Source organism: Pontibacter akesuensis (assembly GCF_001611675.1).
GTDB classification, from domain to species: Bacteria; Bacteroidota; Bacteroidia; order Cytophagales; family Hymenobacteraceae; genus Pontibacter; species Pontibacter akesuensis.
On sequence record NZ_CP014767.1, the window covers coordinates 15,107 to 41,795 of the forward strand.

Annotated in this window: 23 protein-coding genes; 7 read left to right on the plus strand and 16 right to left on the minus strand. The window is 52.0% G+C overall.

Going from position 1 to position 26,689, the window contains the following annotated elements; all coding sequences use genetic code 11:
- Positions 1-426 precede the first annotated feature (426 nt).
- The gene (locus A0W33_RS20100) at positions 427-1,431 is read right to left on the minus strand and encodes a transposase (RefSeq protein WP_068840279.1); all 1,005 of its coding nucleotides are present in this window, start codon (positions 1,429-1,431) and stop codon (positions 427-429) included.
- A gap of 1,042 nt (positions 1,432-2,473) precedes the next feature.
- Between A0W33_RS20100 and A0W33_RS20105 the strand changes: the two genes are divergently transcribed.
- The 4 genes from A0W33_RS20105 (at position 2,474) to A0W33_RS21025 (ending at position 4,961) form a co-directional block, all read left to right on the plus strand.
- Positions 2,474-2,818: a hypothetical protein gene (locus tag A0W33_RS20105; protein ID WP_068840280.1), complete on the plus strand. Its 345-nt coding sequence runs from the start codon at positions 2,474-2,476 to the stop codon at positions 2,816-2,818.
- Between the two features lie 409 nt (positions 2,819-3,227).
- The gene (locus A0W33_RS20110; protein WP_068840281.1) at positions 3,228-3,623 is read left to right on the plus strand and encodes a hypothetical protein; all 396 of its coding nucleotides are present in this window, start codon (positions 3,228-3,230) and stop codon (positions 3,621-3,623) included.
- Positions 3,624-4,102: 479 nt separating this feature from the next.
- The gene (locus A0W33_RS21020; protein ID WP_139237247.1) at positions 4,103-4,417 is read left to right on the plus strand and encodes a hypothetical protein; all 315 of its coding nucleotides are present in this window, start codon (positions 4,103-4,105) and stop codon (positions 4,415-4,417) included.
- Positions 4,418-4,718: 301 nt separating this feature from the next.
- Positions 4,719-4,961, plus strand: a complete 243-nt coding sequence (locus A0W33_RS21025) for a hypothetical protein (protein ID WP_139237248.1) — start codon at positions 4,719-4,721, stop codon at positions 4,959-4,961.
- A 2-nt stretch (positions 4,962-4,963) separates the two neighbouring features.
- Here A0W33_RS21025 and A0W33_RS20125 read toward each other — a convergent pair whose 3' ends face one another.
- Entirely contained in the window at positions 4,964-5,230 is a 267-nt protein-coding gene (locus A0W33_RS20125) for a hypothetical protein (protein WP_068840284.1), read from the minus strand.
- Positions 5,231-5,505: 275 nt separating this feature from the next.
- Entirely contained in the window at positions 5,506-5,853 is a 348-nt protein-coding gene (locus A0W33_RS20130) for a hypothetical protein (RefSeq protein ID WP_068840285.1), read from the minus strand.
- Positions 5,854-6,358: 505 nt separating this feature from the next.
- Between A0W33_RS20130 and A0W33_RS20135 the strand changes: the two genes are divergently transcribed.
- The gene (locus A0W33_RS20135; protein WP_068840286.1) at positions 6,359-6,931 is read left to right on the plus strand and encodes a heme NO-binding domain-containing protein; all 573 of its coding nucleotides are present in this window, start codon (positions 6,359-6,361) and stop codon (positions 6,929-6,931) included.
- Positions 6,932-7,137: 206 nt separating this feature from the next.
- Here the strand turns inward: A0W33_RS20135 and A0W33_RS20140 are convergent, their stop codons facing one another.
- The 7 genes from A0W33_RS20140 to A0W33_RS20170 all read right to left on the minus strand — a co-directional run bounded on the left by A0W33_RS20140 (position 7,138) and on the right by A0W33_RS20170 (position 14,184).
- On the minus strand, positions 7,138-7,824 hold the full coding sequence (locus A0W33_RS20140; protein ID WP_068840287.1) for an NAD(P)H-binding protein: 687 nt from the start codon (positions 7,822-7,824) through the stop codon (positions 7,138-7,140).
- Between the two features lie 265 nt (positions 7,825-8,089).
- Positions 8,090-9,103: an LLM class flavin-dependent oxidoreductase gene (locus A0W33_RS20145; RefSeq protein ID WP_068840288.1), complete on the minus strand. Its 1,014-nt coding sequence runs from the start codon at positions 9,101-9,103 to the stop codon at positions 8,090-8,092.
- Positions 9,104-9,451: 348 nt separating this feature from the next.
- A complete protein-coding gene (locus A0W33_RS20150; protein ID WP_068840289.1) occupies positions 9,452-10,198 on the minus strand; it encodes an NADPH-dependent F420 reductase in 747 nt (248 codons plus the stop codon).
- Positions 10,199-10,316: 118 nt separating this feature from the next.
- Positions 10,317-11,240, minus strand: coding sequence for an alpha/beta hydrolase (locus tag A0W33_RS20155; RefSeq protein WP_082815409.1), 924 nt, complete (start codon positions 11,238-11,240; stop codon positions 10,317-10,319).
- A complete protein-coding gene (locus A0W33_RS20160) occupies positions 11,237-11,950 on the minus strand; it encodes an NADPH-dependent F420 reductase (protein ID WP_068840290.1) in 714 nt (237 codons plus the stop codon). The genes A0W33_RS20155 and A0W33_RS20160 overlap by 4 nt, the downstream gene beginning before the upstream one ends.
- 33 nt (positions 11,951-11,983) lie before the next feature.
- On the minus strand, positions 11,984-12,790 hold the full coding sequence (locus tag A0W33_RS20165; protein WP_068840291.1) for an NADPH-dependent F420 reductase: 807 nt from the start codon (positions 12,788-12,790) through the stop codon (positions 11,984-11,986).
- A 38-nt stretch (positions 12,791-12,828) separates the two neighbouring features.
- Positions 12,829-14,184: an NtaA/DmoA family FMN-dependent monooxygenase gene (locus A0W33_RS20170; RefSeq protein WP_068840292.1), complete on the minus strand. Its 1,356-nt coding sequence runs from the start codon at positions 14,182-14,184 to the stop codon at positions 12,829-12,831.
- A gap of 216 nt (positions 14,185-14,400) precedes the next feature.
- On the opposite strand from A0W33_RS20170, the gene A0W33_RS20175 reads away from it, so the two are divergent.
- Both A0W33_RS20175 and A0W33_RS20180 read left to right on the plus strand, forming a co-directional pair.
- Positions 14,401-14,751 (plus strand): winged helix-turn-helix transcriptional regulator, encoded by a 351-nt coding sequence (locus A0W33_RS20175; protein WP_068840293.1) that lies wholly within the window; start codon positions 14,401-14,403, stop codon positions 14,749-14,751.
- Between the two features lie 117 nt (positions 14,752-14,868).
- Complete coding sequence (locus A0W33_RS20180; RefSeq protein WP_068840294.1) at positions 14,869-15,936, plus strand: SDR family oxidoreductase; 1,068 nt, start codon at positions 14,869-14,871, stop codon at positions 15,934-15,936.
- 812 nt (positions 15,937-16,748) lie between these two features.
- Here the strand turns inward: A0W33_RS20180 and A0W33_RS20185 are convergent.
- The 6 genes from A0W33_RS20185 to A0W33_RS20215 form a co-directional block, all read right to left on the minus strand.
- Complete coding sequence (locus tag A0W33_RS20185; RefSeq protein WP_139237249.1) at positions 16,749-17,165, minus strand: hypothetical protein; 417 nt, start codon at positions 17,163-17,165, stop codon at positions 16,749-16,751.
- A gap of 280 nt (positions 17,166-17,445) precedes the next feature.
- Positions 17,446-19,122: a glycoside hydrolase family 43 protein gene (locus tag A0W33_RS20190; protein WP_229802340.1), complete on the minus strand. Its 1,677-nt coding sequence runs from the start codon at positions 19,120-19,122 to the stop codon at positions 17,446-17,448.
- 349 nt (positions 19,123-19,471) lie between these two features.
- Complete coding sequence (locus tag A0W33_RS20195) at positions 19,472-20,401, minus strand: alpha/beta hydrolase (protein WP_229802334.1); 930 nt, start codon at positions 20,399-20,401, stop codon at positions 19,472-19,474.
- 183 nt (positions 20,402-20,584) lie between these two features.
- Complete coding sequence (locus tag A0W33_RS20200; RefSeq protein ID WP_068840373.1) at positions 20,585-21,916, minus strand: glycoside hydrolase family 43 protein; 1,332 nt, start codon at positions 21,914-21,916, stop codon at positions 20,585-20,587.
- A gap of 185 nt (positions 21,917-22,101) precedes the next feature.
- Positions 22,102-23,670, minus strand: a complete 1,569-nt coding sequence (locus A0W33_RS20205; RefSeq protein ID WP_068840298.1) for a glycoside hydrolase family 43 protein — start codon at positions 23,668-23,670, stop codon at positions 22,102-22,104.
- 416 nt (positions 23,671-24,086) lie between these two features.
- Positions 24,087-26,615, minus strand: a complete 2,529-nt coding sequence (locus A0W33_RS20215; RefSeq protein ID WP_068840374.1) for a glycoside hydrolase family 9 protein — start codon at positions 26,613-26,615, stop codon at positions 24,087-24,089.
- Positions 26,616-26,689 lie beyond the last annotated feature (74 nt).

The window sequence follows — 26,689 nt, forward strand, 5'->3', positions numbered from 1 at the left end:
TGTGGGACTAACTGTTAATCAAACTATAGAATCAAATAGATAAGGAACCGCACAAGCCTTGCACAGCCGCTTTTCCTAATCTCTCTCCATGCGTAGGCTGATTTGACCCTCAACGGAAGCTAACGAATCTGCTTTTACCTTGAGCCTCTAGCGCTGGCTGCTCCTACTCTCTGAGTCTTCTCCCTTTTATGATTACTTGGAGATACGCTATAAAAAAAGCCGCTCTACTGTATCACCAACTCGTCTCACAAATCAAAATAATGGTTTGATTTGTGAGACGGCAATTTGGGACACAATACAGGCAGATCATAAATATTGACTACTTGTATTACTTAAACGGCCGTGGCTGTTGCACAACTATTGATAGTATTACCTTCTCTGATCCTGAGCTTTCTAAAAAGCTCTCAAGTCTCAGCTTTGTCTGTCTCAGTTGAAGAAAAGCGGTGAAAATAAAAAGGAACTGCCTGTAGAGCTCTGTTGCCGCTCTTTTTCCAGTGCCGTGGCTACACTGATTGACTTTGATGGTTTGTACTTCATGTACTTTTTGAGGTTGAAGGCAACGGCGGCCATAAGCATGACCTTATGCGCCCCTGATTTTCCTAGTACACCGATTCTGCGCAGGCCGTAATGCTGTACAAGGGTCCCGAAGACCGGGTCCACGGTGCTCTGACGAAGCTTTTTCATGCGCTTGCCGCGCCTGCTGTTCTGCCTGGCATAGGCCCGCTGGTACTGCTCGTCATAGGCCGTGCGGGTGATCTTGCGGCACCGGGCTTTGGGGGCGCAGGTGGGTTTGGACGCGCACTGCCTGCAGTCCGCCGGGGCCGCCCAGTAGTTCTTCAGCAGCCTGCCGTCCGCAGTGCGGTCAAAGCCCTTGAAAGGATGCGGCTTGCCCATGGGGCACATGTAGCGGTCGCTCTCCTTGTCATAGGGAAAGGCCTCTATCTCGGGCTTGTACTTGCCGAACACGGGGATCCAGCCTGTGATGCCCTGCTGCTCGAGCATGTGGTAGTTGGAGCCGTTGGAGTAGCCGGCATCGGCCAGCAGCTCCTGCATGAGCAGCGCATTCTCCTTTAGCCTACCTTGCACCTGCATCACCAGGGAAGGCAGGTGCTGGCTGTCCCGGCCGTCGCCAAAGTCCGCCCGCACATGAGAAATAACACCCTTGGCCGTGTCCACGGCCATGCTGCAGTGCTCGATGAGCTTTCTGTCCGAGATAATGTTCTCCAAGTAGCCTACCAGGCAGAGCTTGAAGAACACCACCGGGTCGATGCTCTGCTGGCCGCAACGCCCGTAGAATTGCCCCGTCAGTTCGTAGAGAAAGTTTAGGTCCAGCTGCTGCTTCAGTTGCCTATAGAAGCTGTGCTCCGGCACGTGTGCCGACAGCGAGAAGTGCAGCTCCTTCTCATCCGTGAAAGTTTTCCTGCCCTGCATAACACCAAAGGTTTTACCTATATGCTTACGGCTGGATTCGGACAGTTGTGCAACAGCCACCCTCCTTTTCCGGGATAAGAGCAAGCACTGGCAAGCATGGGCAAGCAGGAGCTTTCACAGTTTGCCGGTCACTCGGGGGTGCCGGGGTAGAAGTCCTCTTTCCTTGACCTTTGATTCTGCTGTAGGGATTGCGCCGCTAGCCTTCTCCTTTCCCTGTAGGCCATAATACCGGCGTAAATGACGCACCCAACCACTGAGGCAAGTACTGCTACTAAAAGTGCTTTTATCATCATCTTGGCTTAACTTAATATTAGTCACAATCTCTGTCGGTGCCCGGCTCCCCCATCCGTTGTCTCCCCACTGGCGTGAGCAGCGAGCTATTCTTCATTCATAACAGAAAAGCTATTACTGGTATTGTGTTTTTTCGTTGCGCTCAATTTCCCATGGGCTGTTCCACGGGCTCTCCCAACAGCCTTTATACCTCCGTCGGCCAGCGTGCTGTTAGGCCCCCTCGAACGGCCCGAACGACGGAGTTTACAGGGAGATGGCTATATTGTGAGGCACGGAAAGCTTCTTTTCGTCACGGACAGGCCAGCGAGCGGTCCCTGGTAGAAGCACTGGAAGGCGTCGCCGTTGACTTCTTTGACAGAAGAACCTTGGGCCGAAGCTACTACGAGTGCTTTGTTTCGGATGAGAGCTGCCTGGCGGGCTTTGGGAGAGGCGATGAGGGGACGCTGACCCTGATCAACCCAGTGTACCCCTTGGGCTGCGTGAGCTGGGGAACGGGAACATCATGCGCCTTCTGTCCATGATAAGGGACAACGGGAGCGTCCGCTTCCGTACCCCGCTACGACTGGTCCACAGCCGTACCGCACGATAACGACAGCTATGCAAAAGTCAGCTCCCAAACAGCGCTAATACAGCAAACACTTCGCCTTTTCAAGCGTATATGCTCTACTGCCTGATAAAGTTATGAAGGACGAGGGGGCCCGGCGGAGCCGTTGGGGATCGGTTGCGGGCGCGCCCCTTCCCGAGTCAGGGCATGAGCGAAGCACCCGAAGACATGACAGCCCTTGAAGACGAACAACTGAAGATAAAGTACGGCATCATCATAGCCAAGCTGCGCGCCGCCGTCGCCAAAAACAAAGCCCGCTTCCCGCAGCTGAACCTCATCTCCGTTTACCTGGACAGGACGGGGGCGGAGGCAGATGCGGCCGGGGGGCACCTGCAGCGGCTCGAGGACCTGTGCGCCTACCTCGCCCGGCTCGGCTCCTCCTGCTACGTCACCCGGCACCTGCACCACAACCTGTGCGCCGACGTGGAGGCGGCAAGGAGCAACAGCGTGTTCTTCAACACCAGGAAGAACTATATCTCGCTGCCCAAGTAAAAGGAGAGCAGAAGCCCCTGACGGTGCTTCCGTATGGTTAATTGCTTTGTAAGGAGAGCCGGGGGCGCGCCGGTGCCAACCTGGCTCTCTTTCTTTGCCCACCGGCCCCCACTTCCGCCGTTCGGCGCCTGCCCCACCACAGGGAGCCCGCGGCTTCCTGCCGGCGTCGACTTCAAAGTTCTGCAAGGTGGGCTGCTTAAGTCAAGAGTGGCCGGTGGCGGCCCTTTTCCTTTGCCGCTCCCCCAGCGCAGCGACCGTTCCAGGGCAAGCACCAAGCCATGAGAGCAGACTAGGTATAAATACTTAAAAGAGAGAGCCAGTACGGATTCCATCGAAAAAAGTTGGTGACCGGAATCTTTTTCTTGGTTTGGCGTGTCTGTTAGACAGGAATAAGAAGACCAGCAGAAGAATGATCATCCCCAGCCCAGTTATCAGGCTTGACTACAACCCTGCCACGGACGTTCTGTCGGTGGAGTGGCCCGACGTGCGCGAGCACTCCCTGGGCGAGGCCGAGCACCTGCTTGATGTCGTCGTGCAGGCCGTCAGGCTCTACGACGTGCGGTACCTGCTGACAGACACCAGAAAGGGGGTCGTGGACGTGCCGGAGCAGCGCTACAGGGAGCTGCTGCTTCGGTTCACCAGGAGCCTTGCCGCGACCCGGGTCCGGAAGCTGGCAAGGGTCGTGACCGTGGACACCCTGCGGGAAGGCCCCATCAGCCAGGTGACGCGGGAGTCCGCCCTTGCGGTGCCGATCCGGAGCTTCTACAGCACCGAGGAGGCCCTAGGCTGGCTCACCTCGAAGTAAGATCCCGTTCCCACCCCAAACGCCGCCGGCAAAAGCCAAAGGGGAAAGCAAGGAAGGACCGTCCGTTTGCGCCCAAAGCAGACGGCAACTCCCCTGCCCCTTAAGCTGCATGCCGTAAATCATCTCACCTTACGGGGGCATGCAGGATTATAAACGGCGGACCGCTCGGCATGGTTGGAGAAGGGATGGGGCACGTGAGCCGCGGATCCAGGCGTGCAATCAAGCCGTTCCCAGCGGAGGGCCCCGGAAAACTGTTTTTGTATCTTGCCAGCAAGGCCGGCGACCGCCCCCGCTCATCGAAAGCGCAGCCCCCCAGCCTGCCTGCGCTTTGCGCGCTGTTCTACTTATCAATTGAAAAGACGTTGGAGGTGTGCCCGCCACGGGAACCGGAGCGGTGCGTGCGCTTCAACCTGCCTCCCTTGCCCACCGCAACCATGGCTGGCGGCGCGACGTTTAGCCAAACTCAACCAAGCAACTACATGGCAAAGATCATCCCCTGCGACATCGGTCCCTCGACGGATTGCTACGCGGCCGTCAGCGAGGGCGAGCACGGCTTTATCTGCGGCAGGCTTCACGGCTGGAGACTGCACGACCTGAGGAACCCCTGGGTGCGCCGGACCCTGGACCGGAACCCCGACCAGGTGGTGGCGGCGTTTGAGACGCGCCAGGAGCTGGAGCAGTGGCTGGCCACGGTGCACGCGGGCCCGAGCCCCGGCAAGGGGGCGCCACCCGCCTCCCTGCCTGCCCGGCACGCTGCCAAGGGCATGGCGCCCGCTACCTTGGGCCTGTCCTGACAACTTGCCGCCACCTGAGCCGGGCCGCACATGCGGAAAGGCGAGCCCCGTGTTTGCCTTTTAGGGCAAACTGTTGTACCTTATCAAGGCAATCCCCGCGACCAAAGCGGGGATTGCCGTTGCCCGACACCGGTAGTTGGTTGATTTGCTTTGTGCAACGAAGGTGAAAACGCAGAAAGCCAAGGTGGGTGGTGCCCTCCTTGGCTTTCGTTTTCCCCACCCACCGCAGGAACTCCCAGTCCCCAGGCCGCGGCGAGCGGCCGGTACCGGATGCTCGCCCAGCACATCAACGCGCAAAGGCTTGCCGGGGCACGGGCAAAGACAAAGCAGGCACGAAGAACTTCCAGGGGAGCCGGTGACCCTATCGCTGATGGACGCGGGCTTTATCACCGTGGTGCTGGACCTGAACAGCTGCCATGTGGAGGTGCGGTGGCTGCGGCAAGTAAGCGCCGCCGAGTGCGGGCACCCGCTGCGGCTGGTTCTGCGCATCGCAAGGGAGATGCAGGCCGAGCTAAGGAAGACGCAGGCGCTTGCGGGGGATTGAGCCTAGGCGGCCTCCAGCTGCGCGGAAGGCTCCGCGTGGCGCAGGAGCGCGGCGCTTAGGCCCTCGGCCTCGCTCAAGCGGAAGCGCATGACAAAATCCGGGTGCTCGATGCTCCGGTAAAGGAGGGCGTCCGGGTCGCCGGCGGTGGCCACCCTCCTGAAGCTGTCGGCGAAGTAGTCGGCCGACATGGACTTGGCCACCCCGCCGTCGAGGTAGCGGATCTGCCCACCCCGCAGCAGGGGCAGGATGCGCTCTTGAAAGTCTTTCATCCGTCTTTAGAGTTAGGGGTTGCCGGTACGGGCATATCCCTGGGAAGGCCGGCACGGCTGCGGCACTCCCCCGGCTACTGTATGCACAGGGCTTGACCACCCTACTTGTCGCCTGAGGGCCGCGCTCTCAGTGCCTCGCCCCCAGGCTTCTACCCTGCCCACCTCTACGCCCCGCGCCGGCAAAGGTTCCGGTGCTTTATGGCCCGGGGTCCCAAAGCAAAAAAGCCCCCGCTTGGGCGGAGGCTCTGATGCTTTGGCTAAAAGTTTGGGCGGTGTTACTTTGCCGATGCGTCGGCGCCCTTCTCGTCTATCCTGATGGAGCCCTGCTGCCCCTGCGCGTTAGTGAGCATCACCTCATACACGGCCACTGCCCCGGCCTGGCCCTCGGCGGGCGCCACTTTATAAATCTCGCCGACTGTCCAGTCCTTGTAGGTGTCGCTCTTGAGGGCCGCCTTCACAGGCTCTGGTAGCTGGTCCTGCGTCACCTTCTCCTTTTTCTCCTCCTGGCCCTGGGTCTGCCCCTGCTGGGCGGCGGTCTGCGGAGTGGTGGTCTGTGCGCTTGCCTCGGTTGCGAATAGGCCCAGCGTTGCGATGGCTGCAGCCAGTACGGTTACTTTCTTCATAGTGCTTGTTCTTTATGGTTTAGGCGGGAACTCTCCCCGCTTGTGCCTTCCCCTTATGAGAGAACCGTGCCAACTCCGCACAAGACAGACAATAGCTTGCATGTTAGCCGCTTGCATGAAATGGGCCAGACCGGGCACGTGTGGAGGCAGCGGACCATCTGCGTGCCGCCCGCCACAGACTGGGGACATTCTCCCCCGCCCGGCCCTTCCTGCCGGGTGCCCACCCTTGCCAGGGCCCTGAAGGAAATTGCACTGTTTTCCCTGCCTTCCGGCAACCACTCTTGCCGTGCATCCGTAAAAAGGAACGGCTAAAAGTTGATGAGTTTCTTTACGGACTTATTTATAATGGAAAGGCTCCCCAGATGGGGAGCCTTTTTTCGTACACGGTTGGCTGGCGCCGAAGGTGTGGGGCCAACGAGAAAATTGGCTCCGCCTTGCCGGCGACAGCGCATCCTTTCGTACCTTTCCACAGCCCCGGCCGGACGGGGAGATACTTCAGTTCACAATGCACACATTTACCGAAGACAGCATGCACGGGTCGATCTTCATTTTCCTGAAGCGGTTCGTAGAGAGCAGCAGTGGCTACAGCGCCTGGATCAACCTGCTGGAGAGCGCGGGGCTGCCCCACCGCGCCAGCGCCCCCTACCGGATGGACGAGGTGTACCCCATCGGCGAGCTCTTTGCCCTCATCTCGGCCGCCGCCCGCGCCGAGGGCACGCCGGAGGCCGACTTCCAGGAGCGGTTCGGCCGCTTCCTGGTGCCCGACCTGCTGCTGGTCTTCAAGCGCTTCATAGACCCCTCCTGGCGCACGCTCCAGATGCTGCTGCACGTGGGCTCGCACATGCACGGGGGCATCAGGCGTGAGAACGGCAAGACCAACCCGCCCCCGCTGCACGTGACCAGCGTGGGCAGAAACGTGCTCGTCATCGACTACCACTCCAGGCGCAGGATGGCCGGCTTTGCCGTGGGCATCATCAAGGGGCTAGCCAGCTACTTTGACGAGGGTGATAGGGTGAGCGTGGTGCCAGCCACGGCCCTGAACGCCGAGCGGGTCCAGCTCAAGGTGACGTTTGAATAAGCAGCATGTTGGAAAGCCAGGCAGAGCCGTGGCGAAAGCCACTGATGCTTGGGAAGGCATGGCGCTTTTTGCGCTAAGAAATCCTAAGCCAACGGCCTGTAACAACAATTATGATAAGTCCCTTCCCAACTCGTCTCATTTAACCCTCGTGGCTGTTTTGTGAGACGCTATCTAGGACTAGAAACTATTGCCTCGTCCTAAACAAGTTAAACCAGCTTGGTATCTGCTTTTAATTCCGAGAAGAACTTATTCCAATCACGGGCAGGGAGCACGGCCACATTGAAGGTCTCAAAAGTTTTACCCCTGGCATTCTCATATTGCATAGCCTGCACCATGACCTCCGCCACGTCTTCCCTGGCGATGTACCCACCGCCCAAGTCCAGCTGCTCGGCAACTACCTGAAGGCTGCCGCTTTTGCTGCTGTTGAGCCGGCCAGGCCGGACAATTGTGTAGGGATGGCCGCTTCTTTGCACCAAGTCTTCCGTGAGCCTTTTCCAATAGAGCGGCTGGCCCAAATGGGTTGAAGATAGTAAGGCAGACTTATAAACGATGCAGCAGGACAGATAGACAATATGCGTCGCCTGCCCTGCGGGAATGCTATCCAAGGCCTTATCCATCCCCACATAATCCACCAGCTCATACCTGCGCTCACCAGAGAAACGGTCAGCTCCATGGGCTGCCAGAAGGTGCGTCGCACCGGTGACCAAAGCCTTCAGATCCCTGACCTCCACAAGGTCACCTGCAATGACCTCGACGCTGTTGCCAAAAAGCTCCCGGGCTTTAGCCAGATCCCTGCTCAGCACACGCACATGCAAACCCAGCTCAAGCAGCTTTTGCACGACGTGCTTTCCTGTTTGACCTGTTCCGCCTAGAACAGCGACTGTTTGTCTCATTGGATGCTATTTTACATGATCGTTTGACAAAGCGCTAAAACAAAGCTGTAACCTAAAAGCAACCAATTTTCAACCCGAAATTAAAACCCTTTTTAAACCAAAATTAACCAGGATAATAGTTGTACCACTTCCAATGATGAAACCTTTGATAGTAGCGGCTTATTTGCCTCAGCAAATGGTCGTTTGATGACACGAATGTCGCGCCTGTATCAGGACTAAACAAGCCAGCCAACGCAACTACTTAACATTATATCAAGCCCCTTCATTATCTGCCTTTGTTTATTTCCATCATGATCTCTGCAAATAATTGGGCAGATTTTAAGCGGTCACTCAGGCTGTACATGGTGGATACAGCTATCAGTTCATCCACTCCCGTTTCTTCCAAGAATTCCTGAATTTGCGTCTTCACTGTTTGCTTACTACCGACGAAGGAGTACCTGAGCATTTGCTGTAAGGTTGGATGTTGAAGTACTTCTCTCAACTCTTCAGTCATTTCGGTTGGTGGCTGTAATGGGTCTCTGGATCCTGTCAACACACCCACAAACATTCTTATTAAGGAGGTGAACAGTTTTTCGGCTTCTTCATCGGTATCGGCAACTAAAACATTCACCCCGGCGATGGCATAGGGTTTATCTAAAAACTCGGAAGGTTGAAACTCCTGTTCATAGATTCGCAGGGCGTTGTGTAAATGTGTTGAGGCAAAATGGCTGGCAAAAGCGTAAGGCAATCCTTTTTCAGCCGCTATATGTGAGCTATCGGTAGTTGAGCCCAATACATACAGCGGAACAGCTGTACCCTCTGCAATGGGAGCCCTTACTTTGGCACCTTTATTCTCTACTGAAAAATACTGCTGAATTTTTTCTATTTCCCGAGTAAAAGAATGTGCTGCCTCCATAAAATCTGACCGGATAGCACGCGCAGTTGCCTGGTCGGTACCAGGCGCCCTTCCAAGACCCAAATCAATGCGGCCAGGGTATAAATGAGCCAAAGTCCCAAACTGTTCTGCTATAATCAAGGGCGAATGATTAGGGAGCATCACACCGCCTGAACCTACCTGGATCGTGGTGGTGTTTTCGGCCACGTAGCCAATGAGGATGGAGGTGGCGCTGCTGCCAATATTATCCGAGTTATGATGCTCGGCAAACCAGATGCGTTTGTAGTTACGTGCTTCCGCTTCTTTTGCCAATGCCAAGGAATTGTGCAGCGTCTGTTGTATAGTTTCCCCCTGCGATACAATGGCAAGTTCTAAAATAGAATAAGCTATTTCTTTATGATCCATAGTATTCAATGCCAATGAGATTCTTATTCGATTCTGCTCATCAGGTACAGCTATTTACTAACCAAGCAGTCTATTGATTATGTTTACCCTGCCGGAGCCTCTTCTCGGAGCCTTACAGGTAGCAGGGAGCGGGTATGTATGCGGGAACAGCTACTACACACAAGAGTGCGGCACGAAGATGCTGGTAGAGCCTATTCAGGCAAGTAGGAAAAACGAATAAGCCTGCTTTAGATTTCCAGCGGCAGCCAAAGGCCACACGGCGACCACTTCTTCAATAGAAGGAGGAGCTTAAGACTTGCATGTTTCCTACTTACCTATTTATGTTATCTCCCTAAATGAATAATTTACTCACATAAATAACACCCGGCTTAAACTGACACCGAAGTCTGCATCAGGATTAGTTGTGGCATCTCCAAGTCGTTCTTGAAACGCTGCAACCGCCAGATCGCGTCGTTTAGGTAATCGCGCCCTATCGGCTGCCGCAATGGCAGCCGGCAGTTCTTTCAACGTGAGGTCGGTGCCGTAGGCAGGTGCGCCTGGTTGCTGCCGCCAGGACTCGTTGAGTGAACCTGCATCAAACGCATCGAATCCCGTTTCCTCAACCAGGGCCATCGTCACCTTCCGGTCAATTTCCCGATCTGCGGCTATTGGGATAGCGATCCGGTCAGAGCTTCCGGCCGGCTTCCCTTTCTTTGCAAAGGAATCTGAACCAATGGCATTCCATGCCTTTGCCACTGGGCGTGCTAATTGTTGCTGCACCCATAGGCTTTCGACTTGCCCAGCCTCAATGCTGTCAATTCTGTTGTCACGTCCTGGATAGTAGTTTGAGGTGTCAATCACGACTGTTTCATCTGAAATGCCAGCCAGAAGCGGCGCAATCTCAGGAATGCGGTGAAGGGGAATGGATATGATGATCGCATCCTTATCCAAAGCAGCTTGCTCAGCCGTTAACGCTTTTGCACCAGTAGCAAGCACTTCACTGCCTATCGTTTCCGGGCCTCTTGAGTTCGCAACATGTACCTCATGCCCTGCCGCACTCAGTTTCAAGGCTAGAGTTTTACCGATATGGCCGGTTCCAATGATTCCTATTTTCATATAGCTATATATTTTATATTTCTAAAAGCTGGCTTGGGCAAATCTAAATTGCCTCTAAGTGTATATGCTTCATTTTAATACGGCGTATTCCGCATTTCCACTAAAAACGCACAAATTTTCAAAATCTGCGCTTAATCCAGTCGGCAATGTCTTTGGTGACAATATCACCTTTTTCCTCATTCATCAAAAAATGGCCGATGCCGCTGTATAAACGCAAGCTGTTGTCGGTTGAATTGGTTTCCTGGTAGAAATCAATCGCATCCTGCGGCACCACGTACAGATCGGCGTCACCGCTTACCAAAAGCACCGGGTCGGTGAACTTGCGGCTGTTGTCGCGCAGATACTCCAAACCGCCTTCAAAAGCATTGATCAGGGAAACCGAAACCTCGTTCAGGGAAAGCGTATCCCCCGCAACAGAAAGTTCCTTTAAATCTTCCAGGCCCGGCAGGTTCAAGGTTCCATGGGCGGCTTCTATGGCAGAAATGTAGCTTTCGGGATCTTCGGGCCTAGGCAGCCATCCAAAATTCATTTGGTGATAACGCAGCACCCCGGCCGCTAAGATATACCCATCGACCTGACCTGGGTTCTTGGTGCCATACAAGGCAGCCACATGCCCGCCCATGCTGTGCCCGAGAATAAAAACAGGCAATTTCGGGTTTTCCGCTTTGGCTTTCTTTACGATGACATCCATATCGTCCACCATTTCAAAGAAGCTTTTTACATAGCCTCTCTTGCCTCCGGAAAGGCCGTGACCCCGGTGGTCATAGCGATAGACAGCGATATTCTCTTTGTTTAAATCCTTCGTAAATTTATCGTACAGACCCAGGTGGTTCGACAAGCCGTGCGCGACAATTAAAACCGCCTTGGCCTGCTTCTTCGGGTAATCTTTGCTTAGTCGCAATTTTATCCCGTCGTAAGACGTAACCATCTCAATAGCTTGCTTTCCGGTTTGCGCATGTGCCAAGTTCAGAAAACTCAATCCGCTGATTACTATGGTGAGCAACACCAGCCTTACTGATTGTTTAAGGGTTCTATTTCTCATTTTTCAGCTTCTTTGTTAATCATTGTTTTTTCAAAAAACGGACGTGCCATCTCATCAGCCTGAGCAAGGTTCTCAGCGCGTTTACTGATGTCAGCCTGCTGCAAGGCGGCTTTCAACGTGTCTTTATCGAGATCCTGGCAATAGGCAGGTTCACCCGGCTGCTGTCTCCACGAATCGGACAGCAAACCCCCATCGATGGCATCAAAACCTATTTTATCAATGAGTTTCATGACAATCTGTTTTTGTTCTTCTTCATTACCTGCAACCGATAATGCAATTCGATTTGGTGCTCCGGCCGGAACAGCCTTGGAAGCTAAACTTGGCGCTGTGATATTGTTGAAAGCCTTGATCACCGAATGACCAATTACCTTCGCGACCCACTCGCTATCCGTTAACCCACCTTCGATATCAGCATTCTTGCCGTCGCGGGAAGGGTAGTAATTACCCGCATCGATAACGATGGCTTTAGAGGTGGAAAGAACGGATTTGGGAAGATCCACTATTGCTTTCTCTGGGATAGCGATGATGACAAGATCCTTAGCGCCTGCAGCTTCATCTGTCGTCACAGCCCGGGCCCCGGTTCTCTCGGCAACTTCGCTTAATGATTGAGGCCCACGTGAATTTGCAATCAAAACCTCGTGCCCGAGAGCCGTCAGATACCCGGCAAGTATACTTCCAATGTTTCCTGATCCAATTATTCCTATATTCATATTTATCTTACTTGTTAATTAATAATGTGCTACTTAGTCAATGCTACTGTAGCGTTCTCTCGGGGGAAGCTGATTGATTTCCCTGTATATGTCTACCGCATGATCAACAAAACCTTCAGGGTAATTTCCGGAAACCAGTATTTCAAAAAAATCAGATTTGATATTCTGCATTCGATTGAATGCCAGTTGCTGCTTTTCCACCAATGTTTCTCTAGCTGCAGATGCCCTGGCTTTGACAAGGTCGTCTACTTGTAGGTCTGTACAATAAGCAGGGCTACAAGGCTGCTGTCTCCAGGAGTCTTCCAAAGAACCTGCATCTAAAGCATCAAACCCGGCATCATCTACCAAACGCATGACCACATCAATCTCTTCCTGTACATCCCCCGCGACCGCCAGGGCAATTCTATCAGGGCTACCTTTGGGTTTCCCTTCTACAGCCAGGCTATAGGCATTGATATTGCTGAAAGCTTTGACTACGCTTCTTCCCATCTGCTGTTGCACCCATACACTGGCCACGGTTCCGTTTTCAATCTCTTCGATTTTACCGTCACGGTGAGGCCAGTAGTTAGTGGTTTCCACCACTACGACTTTATCGTCTAACTTACCTTCCAGTGTTTTCGCTAAATCCGGGATCCTAAGAAGAGGTATTGACACGATTAGGACCTCTATGTCTTTAATCACTTCATCCATTTCTACTGCTGTTGCACCCGCCGATAGGGCGATAGGCTGTATGTCAGTTACCCCTCTGGCATCTGCGATTGTAACCCGATGTCCCGCAGCACTAAATTTGCTTGCTAGTGTCTTGCCGATCAAGCCGGCCCCAATTATTCCAACTTTCATAATTAGTATAATTTATTATTTTTATTATTCTATTTAGTTTACACACGGGGGTCAATCCCATACTGGTCCGGGGCGCCGAGGTGCCCCCTCAGGGTCTTGCTTTCATACTCCTGGTGGAAGAGCCCGCGTTCCTGCAGGATGGGAACCACCTCGTCCACAAAGACATCGATCCCGTCTGTATTGACATCAGCCGAAATCCAGAATCCATCGGCGGCGCCTGCCTCAAACCACGCCTGCATGTGGTCGGCGGCCTCAACACCCGGCCCCACGATCACGGGGTGATAGTCTATGACCCCGTGGGCCAATATATCCCGCAAACTCCAGCCTTCTCTGGCAATTTTCAGGGCGTGTGCTGCGCGAGGGTCGTAGGGGGACGGGCGGGCTGCCGCCAACTGCGCTTTTGAAAGCGGTTCGTCCATTCGGGTGGAATCGAGTGGGATACCCAGCATCTGCTGCAGGTAGCCCACCCTCTGCGGAATCAAATCTCCTGCTAACTGAATACGGCGGTCCAGTGCCGCGCGCCTGTCCTTGGCAATGGTGGTCATCAGGCCCGGGATATATTTAATCTCGTCAGGGTCCCGGCCGTACCGTTTGGCCGCCTCCCGGAACGCATTACGTTGGGCGCGGGCATCTTCAATGGTAAAGGCCGCTCCAATGACTGCATTGGCGAAACGCCCAGCCATTTCGTGCGCATTGGGGCTACCGCCGGCATGAAAAATGATAGGCTGGCCCTGCTCCGATGGGGGAATATAAAGCGGCCCCCTTGAGGCGACATACTTGCCTTGCAGGTTGATGGGTACGATCTGGTCTTTCCTGGCGAACTGGCCGCTTTCCTGGTCATGCACCCAGGCGTCTTTTCCCCAGCTGCCCCAAAGCGCCTGGATGAGCTGAATGACCTCGTGGGCGCGGCCATAGCGTTCCTCACTCGATGGAATAACCCTTCCATAGTTTGCCGCCACATCGTTGCCGCTGGAGGTGACGGCGTTCCAACCCGCCCGGCCGTGGCTCATAATATCCAGGGCTTTGAATTGCTTTGCCAGGTTGTAAGGTTCGTTAAAGGTGGTTGACCCCGTGGCGACCAAACCGATGCGCTTGGTTTCGCGCGCCACGGCGGCCAGTGTGAGCATCACATCGAGGTTGAAGCTCGGTGACTCGGTCTCTATGTCCGTCAGCATAGCGCCAGGGCCGTCGGGCAGGAAGATGAACTGGAATTTACCCCGCTCGGCTGCCTGCGCCTGCTTTACCCGCGCATCGAAACTCGTGTAGTTCTCAGGGTCCACCCCTGGCATGCGCCAAGCCCCAGGCTGGGAGCCGTATCCATTTCCAAGATGCAAACCGATGAGCATCTGTTTACCTGCCTTGGCGTCGTTTTTTATTGATTCATTATAAGCCATGATCCTAATTTTTTAATTACATGTATAACACCCAACCTTAGGGGTATTTGCATCCGGATTCATAATAGCGTCTCCCAATCGTCTTGAAGGACTGCGACTACCACATCCCGCCTTGTAGATTTTTATCTTTGTTAAGTGTTGCAAAGTTACGATTTATTACTTTCCTTTGTATAGCGCTTTCCCAAAGGAAAGTGAAATAGTTTAAAATGAAGAGTTATGGCTAACAAAATGGGGTACCTGTCCTGCCTGGAAACGGTAAAGCCGGTGCGGGATGCGATCGACGTAATTAATGGCAAATGGAAATTGCCCATCATCATCTCTGTAATGACCGGCAATGGGCGGTTCACCGATATACAGGATAGTATTCCCGGGATCACCCCGAAGGTGCTGGCCAAGGAACTCAAGGACCTGGAGCAGCACCAGCTGATAAAGCGGGTGGTGGTAGAGGATTACCCGGTGAAGATCCTCTACAGGCCGGAACCCTATGCCCATACCTTAACTCCTATCATCGAAGCCTTGAAGGGTTGGGGGCTGAACCACCGGAAGAAGATCTTTGAAAAGGACTAGTATTGAGGCAAGCAAGAACAGAAAGTCAAGCAGCTTTTCTGATTGGCAGGTAGCCCCTATGTAGCAGAAAGCCGTACCTATAAGCTTTAGATCAATTTGAATAAGGAGAAAAAAATAATGAGTAAAATAGCCTTAGTGGTAGGTGTAAGCGGGATCACGGGAAGCAACCTGGCAGAAGAACTGGTAAAGCAGGGCTGGACGACCTATGGCCTGGCCCGAAATCCTAACATTAGCATAGAGGGTTTACAGCCAGTTGCAGCAGACCTTCTTAGCCCTGAAAGCCTGTCAGCCGCCCTTGCCGATGTTGCGCCTACGCACGTGTTTTTCACCAGCTGGACGCGCATGGAAACGGAGGCAGAAAATATCAGGGTGAATGCAGCGATGGTTCGCAACCTGCTGGATGCCTTGGCTCCGAAGAAGTCGGTGCAGCACGTTGCGCTGGTAACTGGACTCAAGCATTACCTGGGCCCTTTTGAGGCCTATGCCAAGGAGGGATTTCTGCCCGAAACGCCCTTGCGCGAGGAGCAGCCACGGCTGGACATAGAGAACTTTTATTATGCGCAGGAAGATGAAGTGTATGCCGCTGCCGCCCGTGATGGCTTCACCTGGAGCATTCACCGCCCGCACACAGTTATTGGCAAGGCGGTAGGCAACCAGATGAACTTAGGAACCACCTTGGCCGTCTACGCCACCATTTGCAGGGAAACGAATCGCCCGTTCCGATTTCCTGGATCAGAAGCGCAATGGAACGGCCTGTCGGACGTGACCGACTCCCGGGTACTGGCCAAACACCTGGTATGGGCAGCCACAACGGAAGCCGCCCGTAACGGAGCATTCAATGTAGTGAACGGAGAGTACTTTCGCTGGAAATGGCTGTGGAAGCGCCTGGCTAGTTGGTTTGGTGTGGAGCCTGTCGGCTTTGACGGCACCGTTCATCCCCTGCAGGATCAGATGGCCCAAGATAGTCCCGTGTGGCGTGAAATTGCAGAGCGGGACAACCTAGCCGAACCTGATCTGAGTCGATTGGCATCGCCCTGGCATACTGACCTGGACCTGGGACGTCCGATTGAGGTGATGACGGACATGTCGAAGAGCCGCAAGCTGGGATTTACTGTTTATCAGCAAACGGAAGAGTCGTTTTTCGACCTGTTCAAGCAACTGCGTAACGATCGGTTGATTCCCTGAAATTCCTTCATCACAAAAAAGGGATCATCTTACGGCAATAACATCGAACAAAGGAAGGGGTGAAAGATCGAACAAGCTGATTTGGGGATGTGTTATACAATCTACAACTTTTGCTATGAGGATGAATTACCAGCTACCAACACTGGTAATTGTAATGCTTTTTCTGCCCTTGTAGACTCCACAACAGTAAAGGACAATCTTTAGAAACTTCATTAGTAGCTTGTTAGCCAATAACAACGATTATGATAAATCCTTTCCCAATTCGTCTCATCATTCCCTCCTTTTTCCGAGATAAGAGCAACCGAAGGCAACCAGGTGTCTCTCAAATATGAATTGGGCCACCCGAGACTGCAGGGACAGCATATACTGGTGGCCACCCCGTTCCACGTTGCTTTCTGTTGCTAATCAGCGGCTGTTGCCTGCACCGGGCACAGTAGGGAAGTTTAGTGATGGCAGAACACTTATTTTAGGGCTGAAGGCAAGTTTTGCTGCTGTAAGCATGCCTTTTTATAGTTGGATAATGAAGGATTTACTTAGGAAATTGTGAGCTTTTTCAGGACGAGGCAAATTGTTGACATTTACATAAAGCTGCATACAAAACAGCAGAATATGCCTCCCCCTTCTGCTTTTATGAGAGAAATATCCCGCTATAGAAAGTTAAACGCAGGGCAACCCTCACAAAAAAGTATCAGCAGCGGGTGAAGGCTGACACGCATCATCCCTCTATGGAGAGCAAAGCTTAAAAGATCAATGCTATCTATGGATAACCGTCATCTCCTGCAAGGTAGATAAATGACAGCGACGCCAACCTTTTATAAACCTGCGGTTTGGTTGCTTTTGAGCCAGTTCAGTCCACTTTCCCTATCAGTGAAGAAGCGCACCTCTACCAGGGAGCCTATGCAACCAGCATGATTTGCCTCCCCTGCTGCTTCACCAAAAGAACTGAGGTCATCTATGTAAGCTACATACGCGATGCCTGCGCGACAGGCGAGAGGCAGCCAGGCTTTCTGTAACCATGTCCTTACATCCGCCCTTTGGACAGCGAGCTTAGTTATGTCATCCAGCCTGTAGGAGCAGTGCATCTGCTCGTGTACCATAAGGCTAAGCGATAGCGCCTGTTTAATCTCTTTCTTAGAGGCGGCGCTGAACCAGGTGGCTTCCACTATGTCCATTTCCTCTACATACTCAATTTCATGGATGGGTTTTCCGAAGGTATTCCTAACTTCCATCAACATCGTGATTTCCGGCTAAAGTATTTTCTCACATATTATCCTATACCTGCCATTCTGGTATAAAAACCGATTGCTATCATCTTTCCCAAAATTTCACTAGTTCAAGTCTTGAAATTCTGTCATTCTCTTTTAATACCAAATACAGGTCAGTTACTCCTTCTGTTCCTTTTATTTCAAATACTTAGATTCGTTACGCTAAAATTGAGGGCACATGGAAGTAGTAGTTTCCCTGTGCCTGCCACTGGATAATGCAGCTTCCAAAAATGAAGAATTCCTTTTACTGGGGGTAAGCATCGTTTGCAGAAGTGGCGTACAATCCAAGCAAAGTACCCGTGAAACCTCCTGCCACATTGGTTGAAAGGATATCCCCTGAAACAGTACCTCCCAAATTCACGAAGTCGGTTCCATTCGTTGAATAGCTAAACTGGTAGTCATCTTCGTCTGCCTTAACCTGTAGCCGTATAGGCTTCCTAGCATCTATTTTGCGGCTGGCAATAACCTTGGATTGTCCCTTCTCTGTTCTTTGCAACACCACATAGTAATCCTTGTCTTTTTTGGTAACACCAAAAACGTAATTGAAACTTTCGCTTTGCAAAGCCACTATACCGGCTAAATCCTTTTCTGAGGCCGGCCTGTAATCAAGCGTTGTGGTATAGGAGAAGCTGTTGTGCTGTTGTCGGTGAAAGAGCGTTGAGGTAGGTTTGATTTCCTTAATATTCACCGGGAAGGGATTTATCTTCAATCCTTTCTTTGTAGAAGAAACAAACGCCTCTCGGGGGCCTCTTAGACCAATCCACCTGTGATCCAATTTGTCAGAAGTGAAATTATCGGTGAAAGTAAAATTGCCGTTGGGAAAGTAACCTTCTTCGCCGGTTTTGTTTTTGACCCCTGCTGGCGTCTTCAGCTTTGGTTCCAGGGGTACAAGCCCATTTACAAAAACGGGAAACTCACCAGACCAGTCGACAGGCAGAATGAATGTCTCACGGCCAATGTTTACCCTGCCCTTTTCGTTTGGACGAATAGCCAGGAACACGCCATAATGTTTGCCATCAGGCCCCTCCACTAAGTCGGCATGTCCGGCCCAGTCCACCTTGTTTTGCCTATTGGGATTAAGATGTCTTTGTGAAAGGATGGGATTGTTTGGTGCAGGTGTATAAGGACCTCTCGGATCATCACTTACAAAAACAACTTCGCTGTGGTTTCCACCCGTACCGCCTTCGGCACACATTAAAAAATAACGCCCGTCTTTTTTGTAGATATGAGGGGCTTCAATCCAGATGGGCTTTTTTCCAATATCAACCCCGCCGTCAACTATAATCTTGTCGGTCCCGGCAACTACCTGGTCCTTTTCAAGGTCATACTCCCAAATCTTTATCACCCGGTGCCCTTCATAAAGTTCTTTTCCTTTATCCGGGGCATCGTTATGCACCACATAGGCTTTCCCGTTGTCATCAAAGAAAAGAGAGGGGTCGATTCCGTTGAATTGTAACTTGTTGGGCTCGCTCCAGCCTTTTGATGGGTCTTTGGTTTTCACGACAATATTTCCCAGCCCTCCAGCAAATGCTGTCGTAATCATATAAAAAGTGTCGTTGTTCGGATTATACTCTATATCCGGTGCATATACCCCGGCGCTGATTCCTGTATCGTGCACGTTCAGCTGCGAAGTACAATCCAGCACATGCCCAATCTGTGTCCAGTTTACCAAATCCCTGGAGTGGAAAATCGGCACTCCGGGAAACATGGCAAAGGATGAGTGCACCATATAGTAATCACCGCCTTTGCGGGTAATTGCCGGATCGGGATAAGCGCCCTGCAAAATAGGATTGTAAAACTCACCTTCATTCAGAGGGTAGTTTTTGTATACCTCGTCTTTTCCTTCATACACAAAATTGGAAAACACGGGTGCATTCTTTGCCATCCTCCCCTTTGTCTGGCTGTTTCCCTCAAATCCCATCAAAGCAAACAACGCCATAAAAACACATTGCAGCATAAACTGCCTGTTTCCTAGTGGAGCTAATCTAAATTTAATTCTGTTCATCTTTAATTTATATCCTTTAATTTTTTCAGTTTAAACTCTTTAAACGCGTCTGCAATCACCATTTCACAGGTCATTTTGCCTTTTGGCGCCTTGCCCCAATCAACACTTGCATTTACATTTTACCCGTATGGAGTTGTCCCTTTCTCAGAAGATACTTTTAGCTAATTCTGCTTTGATCTTCAAGGGGATCGATGGAAGTGAAACTGCGGCTAAGCAAACGGTCGTGCGAATTGCTAGCGCTGGTTTCAAATGAAAGACCGCCTGCTCACTTATTGGGCTCGTTCTTGAGAAATTTGTTTACCTCCAGCCAGTGCATGAAGGCATCGAACCAGCGATTACTGGTCCGGTCTGGGTTTCCAAGCCCGAAGCCATGGCCGCCGTTCTGGTAGAGGTGAAACTCGACAGGTATGCCCGCTTTGTACCAGGAATCAACCACCCCGAACTGCCCGCGGAAAAGGAAGTCATCAGTTGCGATTACATTGAACATGGGCGGCGCGTTTTTCGGCACCTCCACTGGGCCCATACCGCCATAGATAGGACCTATGAAGGCCAGTTTCATGGTCTTGGAGTTTAGCGTTGCATGCATGGTAAGGCCGGCGCCCGCAGAAAACCCGATCATGCCTATTCTGTCCGTATCGACACCCCATTCTTTGGCTCGTTTGAGAATTAGAGCGTAAGCAGCCTCGGCGTCTGCGAGCTGGGTAGACAGGTCCAGCTGCGGCATGCCTGGCGGGGTTGCACTTGGTGAAGTGTCAGAAGGCGCGGCCGGAGCCGCGGGAGGGCGATTCATCCAAGCTTTAAAGTCATCAAGCGATTCGGGAGTAGGATGAAGCCGGTATTTCAGGACAAAAGCAGCGATTCCTTTTTCAGAGAGTGCTTTGGCAACTTCCCAGCCCTCGTTGTCCATAGAAAGCCACCTGAAACCGCCGCCGGGTGCCACAATTACGGCTGTGCCATTTGCCTTGCCCGGGGCAGGCAGGAAGGGGGTTAAGGTGGCAGTTGAGACGTTTCGCGCCATAGGGTCGCCCCACTGGCGGAACCAAGTTTCAGGGGCTTTCTGGCCATTTACACCACCTGTACCGAGCGGGATAGAATTCGGCTCGGCAGGGGCTTTGAGTGGATAGATGGTGCCATCCTGTGCCATTGCTGTAGCAGACGAAACTAACAATATGGCCAGAATTAATCTGCTAGCCATTTTTATTGGATTGAAACCCATGGAGAAATCCTTTTAAATGATCGTTAAAAAACCTGGCATGATGACAGGAAATTAGAATTTTCCCTTTTACAAATTATTGAAAATTTTAGCGGCCACTTCCGTCGTTGTTTTTACTCCAGCGAAACTTACTCGGCTTATTTTTGAACGCTATTATTAAAATAACTATTCTGAAAACATCCAATAGTCAAAAAACAGGATGTTGCTTGCCTCTTTTCCTTTAAAGACAAAGTATACATCATGGATGCCTGTTACCTTCTTAACACTGCTTGCTACCAGGGCCCACCGGTCATTTCCTCCGGTAAGGGGCGCTTTCACGGTTCCTATCAATTCTCCTTCTACACTGCCCAACCTGACTTCCAGGTTCACTTCAGTATTATGTGTCGTGCCAAGTCTGGCAGTAAATTTAGAGGCTCCCGTCTTCCGGAAATCGACGTCTTTTACTTTGGTGTAGGCACCGTTCCGCAGGGCCGTCACGAATACACCAACTTTTTCATTCTGCATAGACTTGACCCCTTCAGACCAGGCTATGGTCTCCGCCTCGTTCTTCACAAACGGGTTTAAAGGGGCCAAGCCCCTGGTAATTCCTTTCGTCATTTTCATGGGCTGGATGGTACCGTCTTTTTTGAACGTTACCTCCTCCACGCTAACGGAGCGGGTAAAGCCGCCACCGCCAGGCAAGGCCCCGTTATGGTAGAAGAAATAGGTTTTCCCCTTAAAATCTATGATGCCCGGGTGGTTGGTAAAACTGCTGCCCTCGGTAGACATTAAAACGCCCTGGTATTTCCAGGGGCCGGTAGGGTTGGCGCTGGTGGAATAACCGATGTGCTCCGGCAGGGGGCCTGCGGCAAATAGCAGATAGTACAACCCTTTGCGCTTATAAAGCCATGGACCTTCCTCATAGGTGGTAGGCCGCTCCGGACTGCCTTCGCGCCTGCCAAACGATGCTACGGTGTTGGGAACTTGCACGATTTCGCCCTGGTAGGATATCATGTCTTCGTTCAGTTTGACGTAGAAACTCTTCGGGTTGCCCCAATACAGGTAGGCCTGCCCATCGTCATCCAGGAAAATCGAAGGGTCAATGTCCCCTCCTCCACTTTGGATCAAGGGTTTGCCCAGCGGGTCTCGGAACGGCCCGTAGGGGCTGTTGGCAACCGCTACCCCAATGGCCATTTGGTTATCATGGGTGGTTAAGGGAACATACATGTAAAATTTACCTCCCCGTTCTATGCATTGCGGGGCCCACGCATTTATCCTGGCCCAACTGAAATCGGAATAGGCCAGTATGGCGCCATGGTCTGTCCAGTTCACCATGTCCTCGGTGGTATACAGCTTCCAGTCATTCATGGTAAACCAGGTAGAGCCGTCTTCATCGTGGCTGGTGTACAGGTACAGCTTATTGTTATGTACCATGGGGGCCGGGTCGGCAGTATAGGCGGTTTGGATGATGGGGTTTTGCGCCTGGGCGAGAAACGACACCAGACAGAAAGCGTACATCAGACAGGTTGCGGTGAATAGGTTGTTCATTTTTACGGCTAAAGTTTTTAAAGCTCCCTATAGGTTATTAAGTAGGAGGGCTGAAATAAACAGCCATTTCATAATCCTGGAAAGGTTTTGGTTACGAACAGTCGAAGGGCAGCGCGAGCGTGTTTCCAGGGAGTTCATGTTGTTGTAATGGTTCGTTATTCCACCTCCGTATTCTGGTGATGGATGCGGAAATAATCGAAATCCACTTGGCCGCCCGGTGTTTTGGTGGCGTAGTTGAACAGCCCGAAGCGGTACCCCATAAAGTGCGGAATGGTGTAGGCCATCTTCAGTGGAGCCCCAATCCTAACCCATGTCTTCCCATCCAGGCTGTAGAAGAAGTTCGTCACATCTTTGCGGTACCTGAAATCACACGCGGCCTTCAGGTACACCTTGCTCTGCCTGAGAGGCACTTTCTCCTGCTCTACCGGACCACCAGATTGGGCATTGACCACCACAATGGATTTAGCTCCGTTCTCTGACTTGACCCCAACCAAGCCGTATCGCTGCTGCAGCAAAGCAAGGCCGGCAAAATCACCTTCCTTCATCTTCGATACGTCTATCAGGGTTTCACCGGTGCTCTCCGGCCCGACAGTGCGCTGGGTGAGGGTATTTCTGGCCAGCAGAAAGGACGAGTCCACCCGCCCGGTGGTTAGGCTCAGGTGGCCTTTCCGCTTTGTAACAGACCAAAGCCTGTTGTCTGGGTTATGGTTCCACTGCCAGACCAGGGGCAAGGCCGCCTCGCCTTTCTTACGCGCAAATTCATCTGATGCCACAACACCCGGCAGGAGGCCTGTACTGGCGGGTAGGTTCAGGGTATCGGGCACTTTGCCGTTGACGCCCAAGGCCGGCCAGCCATTCTCCCATTTTACCGGCACCAAATACGGGATACGGCCCACGGCCCCATGGTCCCGGAACAGGTACGCGTACCAATCACCGCCCGGCGTATCAATCAATCCGCCCTGCGCCACTCCCTTGTCTTGCAGCACCACCCGGCCTTCATAGGGTCCGGTGATCTTATCTGCCCGATGCACAATGACCGTCCGCATACCGTCTTTGGGCCAGGCGATGTTGAAGAGGTAATATTTCCCGTTCACCTTGAAAAGCTGGGAGCCTTCGGCCGGCAGCCCTACATGGGGGCCGGCAGGTGCCGTTGCATCTTCTATCAGGACCCTTTCCGTACCTGGCTTTGTTCCTGAAAGATCCTCCTTCAACGCTGCCATCTTCAACTGCCCGCCGCCCCAGATCATGTAAGCGCGGCCGTCATCTTCGAAAAATAAAGTATGGTCATGAAGGGAAGGCTCAAAGGAATGGGCTTTCCAGGGGCCTTTTTCGATGTCCTTCGTCGTGTAAATGTAGGTTTTCCCGGTCGTTTGGGCGAAGGTGGTCACGTAGTAGGTGTCGTCATGAAAACGAAGGCTGCTGGCCCAGGAGCCTTTGCCATAGGCACTTTCCCCATTGGCCAAGTTCAACGCGTCCACGTCTCCCAGGGTGTCATAGGCATAATTCACCAGTTCCCAGTTAACAAGATCTTTGGACTTCATGATGGGCAACCCCGGGCTCATGTGCATGGTGGTACTGCTCATATAGTACGTATCCCCTACCCTGATCAAGGCAATGTCAGGAACATCGGCATGAATGATAGGGTTCTGAGCACCTTGCCCTTGCGAAGGCAAGGTGCTTAGGCAAACAAGGGCTAATAAACCCAATCGTAAAAGCTTTCTCATCATTGGCGTCATTCGCTTTCTTAACAACACAACTGCCGTGAAGCAGTGTTTTCCTCCTGACTTTAGGCTGGAGGGGTATGGTGCCCTAGGGCTACTTATGCCATAGACCGTATCAGTTCAACAAAAGTCCTGTCAGGGTCCTGCACCGGCACAAAATGCGATTCCTGATTCAGGGGTGTGGGCGGACTTCCCAGGAAAGGCACCTTCTTTTCCTTCAGTCTTTCGCTTATGGGCCTCAGTGCTTTTCCACTGATCGTAAAGCTTTTGCCCTCCACCAGCCCAATTCCCTTTAAATAGAAATCTAAAGAGCTGTCCGGGTCGGACACCACCACACCCAAGCCAATTAACTTACTGCTTGCGCTAAAATATAACAGTTCGAACCAGTAGCTGACTCAAAAATGCTCATTACAGGTTGTTTATTTTACTAAATTCTTAAAGGCTGATCCAAAAATCAGATAGCTGGTATTTCCGGCAATCGTGCCCTCGTTTTGTCCCCACAGAAACGGCCAGTCATCGTAGTTTTCAAAGTGGTCGGGTTTTCTGAATAATACACCCGGAGCAACATTGCCCGGAATAAAGGAGAAATCGGCCCTGTTATTGCCGTAAAAGACCGCTTTGGGACGAGTGGCACCCACCGTTGCCACTAACGAATAATTGTGATACGGATGGGCGCCAAACAGATAGTTAGTGGCTTTGAAAGCATGGCTGGCGCTGATGACATCAGGGAAATATTTGTTGGCAAAACAGACGGTGGTTCCAAAATTCGTAACAGCTCCGCTACCTGCCCAGTTACCTAGATCGATCGGTACTCCGTAAGGGTTATCCTTTTCAAGCCCCTTGATGTAATCATTGTACTTTACCACATACGGGCGGAGCTTCTCTTTGTAGGATGCATCCATGTGCGGTATGGCGTTAAGTGCCGTCAAAAGCTGGAAGGTAACGCCACGGTCAAGTGCAGGCCATAAAAGCTCCTGAAACTTATCCTTGTACTCTTGTTCCCCGGTGGCGATATACAGTTGAAGGTTGGTCCCCACATTTGCTGCTCTGCTCCATCTTGAGGTGTCCTCCGGCTGGTTGGCAAGTAGCTCCGTTGCCTCTTTCAGCAGTCTTTTTGACTGTTCCAACGCTCTTGCAGAAAGATCGTCGTTATACCCCTTCAACGCCCGGCTTGCTGCGGCCAGCATGGTTGCTGCACGGAGATCGAGGCTGGGATTGCGGCTTGTAAATGCCCACAGATCATCCTTCACGCCACTCGACTGGCCGTCGGGGGCTACTTCGTAGGGGCCCAGGTTCGGATTATAAGGGAGACCGTCTGTTGAGGAGGCTGCGTCTCCAAGGTGATGGTAATTATCAAGCACAGCGTTGGAGAGCGTTTGCGTCATGTGGCCGATAATCTCTGCCTGGGCTACCAGGTTCAGCGTTCCGTGCTCGATAAACTGCAACATGTCCGGCGTTCCATCGGGCCGGTGAAGATCAACATAACGCTGCTTCTGGCTAACAAACGTCTGGTCGCGTTGGGGTTTGAAGTATTCCCATGTGTGCACGAAGTTCTGCACCACGTTGATATTCGATCCTGTCTCGATATCAAAATCTCCGGCATCGAAAAAACCACCGACGTTCAACCCGGGAATCAATTCGAGTGCTTTGTACTTGGTATCGGTTGTTGGTCCCTGGGCATGCAGGTCGAAATGGTCGCTGTTTGGGGGGGCCTGGAGATAACCTTCTTTGAAGGGCTCGCCATGCCATACCCGGTACCCCTCGTTGACGAACATATGGTTCATATGGATGGGGATCCATATGTCGCTGGTGGCATCGGTGATCTTGTCGTAGACGTTATTTTCGATTAAAAAATTGTTCGTTTTAATATCGCCGTACTGGATATAGTATATACCGGGGGCTTTCACTGAGGAAAAGTCGAATTTCACATAGTGGTACTTATAATAGTCACCCCAGGATGTGATTTTGCCGCTAAATACTTTGGTGGTTTTGCCGTCGGTGCCTACTTTGTAGATGGTTGACTTGGAGAGCGGTTTGTCTTTCTTGTCGAGTTCAATGACAGCAACTTTCGGTTGCGAAGGGAGGTAACCCACTTGGGAGAAACCGATGTTTGGCTCTCTTTTCCAACCCTTGATGGCGTTTGGTTCAACGGTCCAGGTCAACACCTTGCCTGTTTTTCCTGCCGGAAGTAAACTGCGAACGACAAACCAGCCGTTCTGTGCCAGCATGCGGCCATCGAAAAGCATCAGATCGGCATCAGGCGAGGTGATTTTCACCAAACGTTCGGGTTCATCGGGTGCAAGAAGAAAGGTACGGCCGGTTTCGAGCGGGAGCGGATCAATATATTTGCCGGTCCCCCTGTCGTCTGAAGTGACAAACCCCTTAAACTGCTTTGGCTTTTCACTGTTGGGCTTCGTTACGGTGTTGCCTACCACATAACGTGGAAAACGGTTGGGGCGGCCATCCATCAAATAGGCCTTATTCCAATACTGCGAGGGTAGAAACTCAAGATTAAATCCAGCGGCCCCTTCTAGTACCTTCGGAAGGGGTTTGTCCAGGTAAACGGCTATCTCCACACCTTTACCCTTTGCCGTGACCACCACGCGCGAGTCAAAATTATATTCCTCATACCGTAACGTAGCCTCAATGGTCTTTGCCGCACGGTCTACCTTTCGGTTTGATATGTTGGGAACAAGATCCCACTGCTCGGGAGTATTGGAAAGTCTCACAGCACCACCTTGGGCTGTTCGGACGCCATGGTGAATCAATTCTATGCCGGCGTTCTTCTCATCGTTAAAACCTCCGGTAAAAAGATTATTGTATACCAGGACATTGACGCCTTGCGTTTCGAAATACGCAAGATCATTGAGTTTCAGATCCTGGCTTGAAGCATAGTTGAATGCCGCCAGTAGAAGCACTATAGCTGATAAGAAGATTCGTCTTTTCATGCTTATTGTGAAAATCATTTATGAAACCGATTGCAATCTTCTAAAGATAAAATAAACAGTCATAAACATGGAAG